The organism is Trebonia sp. (genome assembly GCF_049794275.1).
In the GTDB taxonomy this organism is placed as follows: Bacteria; Actinomycetota; Actinomycetes; order Streptosporangiales; family Streptosporangiaceae; genus Trebonia.
The window spans coordinates 1-5,833 of sequence record NZ_JBARCR010001319.1; the positions used below are offsets into that span (position 1 = coordinate 1).

General features: G+C 65.9%; 6 protein-coding genes. 3 read left to right on the forward strand and 3 right to left on the reverse strand.

Features of this window, described 5'->3' with window-relative positions:
- On the forward strand, window positions 1–765 hold a 765-nt coding region (locus WA805_RS31895; RefSeq protein ID WP_425244205.1), incomplete at its 5' end, for a fructosamine kinase family protein.
- A 51-nt stretch (window positions 766–816) separates the two neighbouring features.
- The gene (locus WA805_RS31900; RefSeq protein ID WP_425244206.1) at window positions 817–3,375 is read left to right on the forward strand and encodes an ATP-dependent Clp protease ATP-binding subunit; all 2,559 of its coding nucleotides are present in this window, start codon (window positions 817–819) and stop codon (window positions 3,373–3,375) included.
- Here the strand turns inward: WA805_RS31900 and WA805_RS31905 are convergent.
- The 3 genes from WA805_RS31905 to WA805_RS31915 all read right to left on the reverse strand — a co-directional run bounded on the left by WA805_RS31905 (window position 3,372) and on the right by WA805_RS31915 (window position 5,072).
- Entirely contained in the window at window positions 3,372–3,863 is a 492-nt protein-coding gene (locus tag WA805_RS31905) for a hypothetical protein (protein ID WP_422287092.1), read from the reverse strand. The genes WA805_RS31900 and WA805_RS31905 overlap by 4 nt on opposite strands.
- Before the next feature lie 95 nt (window positions 3,864–3,958).
- Window positions 3,959–4,150 (reverse strand): DUF397 domain-containing protein, encoded by a 192-nt coding sequence (locus WA805_RS31910; RefSeq protein WP_422287090.1) that lies wholly within the window; start codon window positions 4,148–4,150, stop codon window positions 3,959–3,961.
- 22 nt (window positions 4,151–4,172) lie between these two features.
- On the reverse strand, window positions 4,173–5,072 hold the full coding sequence (locus WA805_RS31915) for a helix-turn-helix domain-containing protein (RefSeq protein ID WP_422287089.1): 900 nt from the start codon (window positions 5,070–5,072) through the stop codon (window positions 4,173–4,175).
- Between the two features lie 355 nt (window positions 5,073–5,427).
- Between WA805_RS31915 and WA805_RS31920 the strand changes: the two genes are divergently transcribed.
- A complete protein-coding gene (locus tag WA805_RS31920) occupies window positions 5,428–5,652 on the forward strand; it encodes a hypothetical protein (RefSeq protein WP_422287088.1) in 225 nt (74 codons plus the stop codon).
- Window positions 5,653–5,833 lie beyond the last annotated feature (181 nt).

Consider the following 5,833-nt stretch of genomic DNA (forward strand, 5'->3'; position numbering starts at 1 on the left):
CTGGCCGACGGGCGGCAGGCCTTCGTGAAGGCCGCCCCCAGCGGGGACGAGGCCACGGCCGAGGCGTTCGCCGCCGAGGCGAACGGACTGCGGTGGCTGGCCGAAGCCGGCGCGGTGCCGCTCCCGCGAGTGCTCGGCGTCAGCCGCGACCTGCTGGTCATCGAGCTGCTGCCGGACGGCAGGGCCACCCAGGACGCCGCGGAGGAGTTCGGCGCCGGACTGGCCCGGATGCACGCCGCGGGCGCGGCCTCCTTCGGCGCGCCGTGGCCGGGATACCTAGCCAGCCTGCCGCTGGACAACACACCGGGAACAGAATGGGGGAGCTGGTACGCGGAGCAACGGCTCGTTCCATACCTGAAGAAGGCGCATGACGACGGCGCGCTGGATGACGCGGACCTCAGCCTGGTGGAAACCGTCGTGAACAGGATCGGGGAACTCGCCGGGCCGCCGGAGCCGCCGAGCCGCATTCACGGCGACCTGTGGGCGGGGAACGTGCTGTGGTCCGGCGGGCGCGGCTGGCTGATCGACCCGGCCGCGCACGGCGGACACAGGGAGACCGACCTGGCGATGCTCGCGCTGTTCGGCGCGCCGCACCTGGAGCGGATCATGCGCGGGTACACCGGCACCGCGCCGCTCGCCGACGGGTGGCGCGCGCGGGTGCCGCTGCACCAGCTGCATCCGCTGCTCGTGCACGCGTGCCTGTTCGGCGGCTCGTACGCGGCGCAAGTCAGGGCCGCCGCCAGGGTCTTGCTAACCGGTTCTTAGGCTGGATTCTGGATGACGGCACGCCCAACGACTGCCGGTCAGGAGGACCACATGGTCTACGACCCCTACGGTCCTGGCGACCAGAGCGCCAGCCCGTTCGACGACTTCCTCGCCCGCTTCTACGGCTCGCCGCGACGGCCGCAGCGCATCGACATCGGGAAGCTGATGACCGAACAGGCCCGTGAGCTCGTCAGGGATGCCGCCGCCCAGGCCGCGCAGTGGGGCGACCTCGACCTGGACACCGACCACCTGCTGTGGGCCGCGACCCGGCAGGAGCCGGTCCGGCGGCTGCTGGTCGCCGCGGGCGCCGACCCGGACGCGATCGCGCACGACATCGAGTCCCGCGCCCAGCGAGGCGAGCCGCGGGAGGGCACGCCGAGCCTCACGCCGTCCGCCAAGCGGGCGCTGCTGGACGCGCGGCAGATCTCACGGGCGTTCGGATCGTCGTATATCGGGCCGGAGCACCTGCTGTTCGCGCTCGCGGTCAACCCCGATTCGGCCGCCGGGCGGGAGCTGCACGAGCAGCGGATCACCCCAGAGACGCTGCAGCAGGCGGCCGCCGGGGGAGGGGGCCGCCAGGGCACGCCGCCGTCGGACACGCCGACTGTCGACGAGTTCGGCACCGACCTGACCGCGATGGCACGCGAAGGACGAGTCGATCCAGTGGTCGGCCGCGAGGACGAGATCGAGCAGACGGTCGAGGTGCTGTCCCGCCGGACGAAGAACAACCCGGTGCTCATCGGCGAACCGGGCGTCGGCAAGACCGCGATCGTGGAGGGCATCGCGCAGCGGATCGTCGACGGGGACGTGCCCGACACGCTGCGGGACAAGCGCCTCGTGCAGCTCGACCTGGGCGGCATGGTGGCCGGCACCCGCTACCGCGGCGACTTCGAGGAACGGCTGAAGAAGGTCATCGACGAGATCCGCGCGCACAGCGACGAACTGATCGTCTTCATCGATGAGCTGCACACCGTCGTCGGCGCGGGCGCCGCCGAGGGCGCGATGGGCGCCTCGAACATGCTCAAGCCTGCGCTGGCACGCGGTGAGCTGCACATCGTCGGCGCCACGACCATCGACGAGTACCGCAAGAACATCGAGAAGGACGCCGCGCTCGAGCGCCGGTTCCAGCCGATCCTGGTGCCCGAGCCGTCGGTGTCCGACACGATCGAGATCCTGCGCGGGCTGCGCGACAGGTACGAGGCGCACCACCAGGTCCGGTTCACCGACGAGGCGCTGGCCGCGGCCGCGGAGCTGTCCGACAGGTACATCACCGACCGGTTCCTGCCGGACAAGGCGATCGACCTGGTCGACCAGGCGGGCGCCCGGGTGCGGCTGCGCACCAAGACCCCGGCCAGGGACAGGCGCGAACGGGAGAAGCGGCTCGAGCAGCTGCGCAGGGAGAAGGACGAGGCGGTGGCCGTCGAGGACTACCAGCGGGCCAGCGCGCTGCGCGACGAGATCGCCTCGCTCACGGAACGCCCGGACGGCGAGGCCGCCGACAGTGAGCGGGCGGTGCCCGAGGTCACCGCCGCCGACATCGCCGAGGTGGTGTCCCGGGCGACCGGCATCCCGGTCGCGCAGCTCACCGCGGAGGAGAAGGACCGGCTGCTGCGGCTCGAAGAGCACCTGCACCGCCGCGTCATCGGGCAGGACGAGGCGGTGCTGGCGGTGGCCGAGGCGGTCCGCCGGTCGCGCGCCGGGCTGGGCGACCCCAACCGGCCCATCGGCAGCTTCCTGTTCCTCGGGCCGACCGGTGTCGGCAAGACGGAGCTGGCCAGGGCGCTGGCGGAGGCTCTCTTCGGCAGCGAGGGTCGCATGGTGCGGATCGACATGAGCGAATTTCAGGAACGTCACACGGTGTCTCGGCTAGTCGGCGCTCCGCCCGGATACGTGGGCTACGAAGAGGCGGGGCAGCTCACCGAGGCGGTGCGCCGCACCCCGTACGCCGTCCTGCTGCTCGACGAGATCGAGAAGGCGCACCCGGACGTGTTCAACATCCTGCTCCAGGTGCTGGACGACGGACGGCTCACCGACGGCCAGGGCCGCACGGTGGACTTCAAGAACACCGTCGTGATCATGACCAGCAACCTCGGCTCCGACGTGATCGGCAGGCGAGCGCTTGGCTTCGGCGCCGCGGGCGGTGACGGTGGTGGTCCCGACGACCAGCAGCTGCGGGACCGGATCATGCAGCGGCTGCGGGAGTCGTTCCGCCCGGAGTTCCTCAACAGGATCGATGAGATCATCGTGTTCCGGCACCTCGACGAGACGCAGCTGCGGCAGATCACCAGCCTGCTGCTCGAGGAGACGACGCGGCGGCTGCACGCGCAGGCGATCACGGTGGAGTTCACTACCGAGGCGATCGACTGGCTGGCGCGGCGCGGTTTCCAGCCCGAGTTCGGCGCCCGGCCGCTGCGCCGGACCATCCAGCGGGAGGTGGACAACCGGCTGTCGGAGATGCTCCTCGACGGCCGGCTGCGGCCGGGGCAGCGGGTGACGGTGGCGATCGACGACGGCCGCTTGGCCTTCCGCGTCAGCGACGGTGAGCCGGCCGCGACGGTGTCCGCCCAGCAGGGCAGCGACGCCGACGCGACCGCCGAGCAGCGCGGCTAGGTCGCGCGGTTTCTGTTGCGCTGGTCCGTAGCTGAAGTAAGCCAGGCGTCGAGGTCGTCGAGGACCGCTTCGATGGCTGGCCGCAGCTCGTCGGCGATCTGGTTCTGGCCTTGGCCCTCGCGGGTGCGGCGCCCGGCCTCGGTGATGATGATCTGGAAGACGCCGGCCAGCGCGATTCCCCGCAGTTTCGCGATCTCGGGCGTGACCGCCTCGGTCTCGGCGATGGCGGCGGCGAAGGCGGTGGCCTGGCGATCTGACAGCTCCAGGGCGAGCCGGTGGACAGTTGGGCTACGACGCCGCCCTGCAGCGGCAGCAGATCGGCCTCGCCTAATTGGGGCAAAGGGCCCCGGCCAGCGCGCGGCCAGCCGCCGGGCCTCGGCCGCGCAGGGATCGGAAGCCGAAGACGGAAGTGCCGAAGAACGAGAGCGTTTTTTCGCTTCAATCCGATCGCGAGGAGGTACGAAAACTGGTACTTTCTTGACGATCACTCCTTCGGGGGTGTTCCAAGCGAGCGTCGTCTTGATCTCCTAGCCGAGCGAGACGACGCTTTGCTTTACACTACAAGCTGAAATCTTCCCCTAAATTAGGGTTGTTCGCCTAGATTGATCACGAAGTGCTTCCAGGCTGCAGAGGGGAAAGACAGCACTTCTCCACTGCGATTCTTGGTGTCTCGGACTATTACTGCTCTTCCAATGGTAGTGATCTCGACGCAGTTACCACTTTTTGACCATGAACTAACACGCCATGTATGACCTACCGGATGCTCGCTGAGCATACTTTTCTCCCCGGGTAAAGAACTACACTGATAGAAACCTGTGCATTTTTTGGCGTAAACGGATCGTATCCGCCACCTCAATAAGATAGTCGCGCGAGCCTTGTGGGCCGAGCGACAGATTCCTCATCTCCTCGAAAAGCTCGCGGTATAGGGCGATCTCGTCGGTCTCGTCGCGGCTGAAGCTTGCCATGCGAGAGCCTTCAAAGTACAAGACATCATTATCATCAGTTTCGCCGAATTCAAGAATGCTGAAATCTTCGATCACCCCGCGATGAATACCAGCGGAAAACGGCACAATCTCAATCGTAACTTCTGGTCTATCCGCCATGCGAATGAGCTTTTCAACCTGAGCCTGACGCAAGTCTTTGTCGCCGACGAGCCGACGAATTACGGCTTCGTCCACAATGAAAAATAGAAGCGGAGGATTGGGCCGATCGAGCAGTAGCTGCTGGCGCTTCATCCGAACCTCGACCAAGGTCTTTACGGTCTTCGGGTCGGGATCAAATCTATTCCGCGCTGTGACAGCAGTCGCATACTCTTCGGTCTGCAAAAGGCCGGGTACCACGAACGTCTCATAAGTACGAATGATAGAAGCCGACGTTTCAAATTCGATGTATTGAAAGTATGTCGGCGCCAAGACAGCGCGGTACTTGCTCCACCATGTTTGCCTTCTGGCTTCCCTCGCCTGTGCTACAAGCGCCCTGACCCGCTTACGGTCCTTGACGTTGTAGAGGCGTAGCAGCGCAGTGAGATCGTTCGTCGAGATACCAACCGCACCAGTTTCGATCCTGATGAGCTTGGACAGTGACCAGTCCATCTGCTCCGCGACAGCCTCTTGTGTCAAGCCTGCTTCCTGGCGCGCTTGCCTAAGCTCAGTCCGCAGGCGCCGACGCTCCACTAGGGGACTTGCGCTGACGGTCATCGCGATCCCCTGTCCAGGTCAGAACCTATCGTCGGCCTAGTGCACAGCCCAGGGCAATCAGCTACTGGCACAACGGAAGCTTACACATGGAGCTATGCAGTCAGCACGTGACTGCCCGACTCACCATGTCTCAGTTTCATCAAAGTTCACTTGAGGAAGCAGGAGCCAGGCCAGACTCCACCGAAGTCCATCGAAGTCCATCGAAGTCCACCTGGGAAAGTCAGTCAAGACTGTTATATGGCTTAGGGCTGTTTGGTCTTAGCGTTCTGCTAGTAGCAGAATGACCCTTGCTTTCCGCTCGTGGCCAGCTGATACTAGTAGCGAGATCGTTACTTTCAGTTAGGCGGTGGTCCCCGTGGAGGTCGTCTTGAGCGCGGCCCTAGGCTTCATGACAGGGGTGGTGACCTGCGCAAAGTTCTTGCGTCATGAGATGGCTGGCATCGTGGAGCCGAGACTCAAGCACATCGAGGAGCAACTGCACAGCCTCCGAGAAGAGACCAACCTCGATGCGGCCACGCGGCTCGCGGCGCTCAACCAGGTTCTTGAGGATCGCCATCCCCACGAAGGATGCGGCCAGTAGCCCAGTACCCTCTGTCGGACATAACGCACGCCGTCAGCACGACAGAAAACAAGGACAAACCGCGAGCGCCTGCTAAACGCTCAGCCAGGCGGTCGTGTCCGGGGGGAGCAGGCCGTCGTCTGTGAGCGGCCCGCTCGCGAGCAGCACCGCGGCGTGCGGCGGCAACCCGACAGTGCTGGCC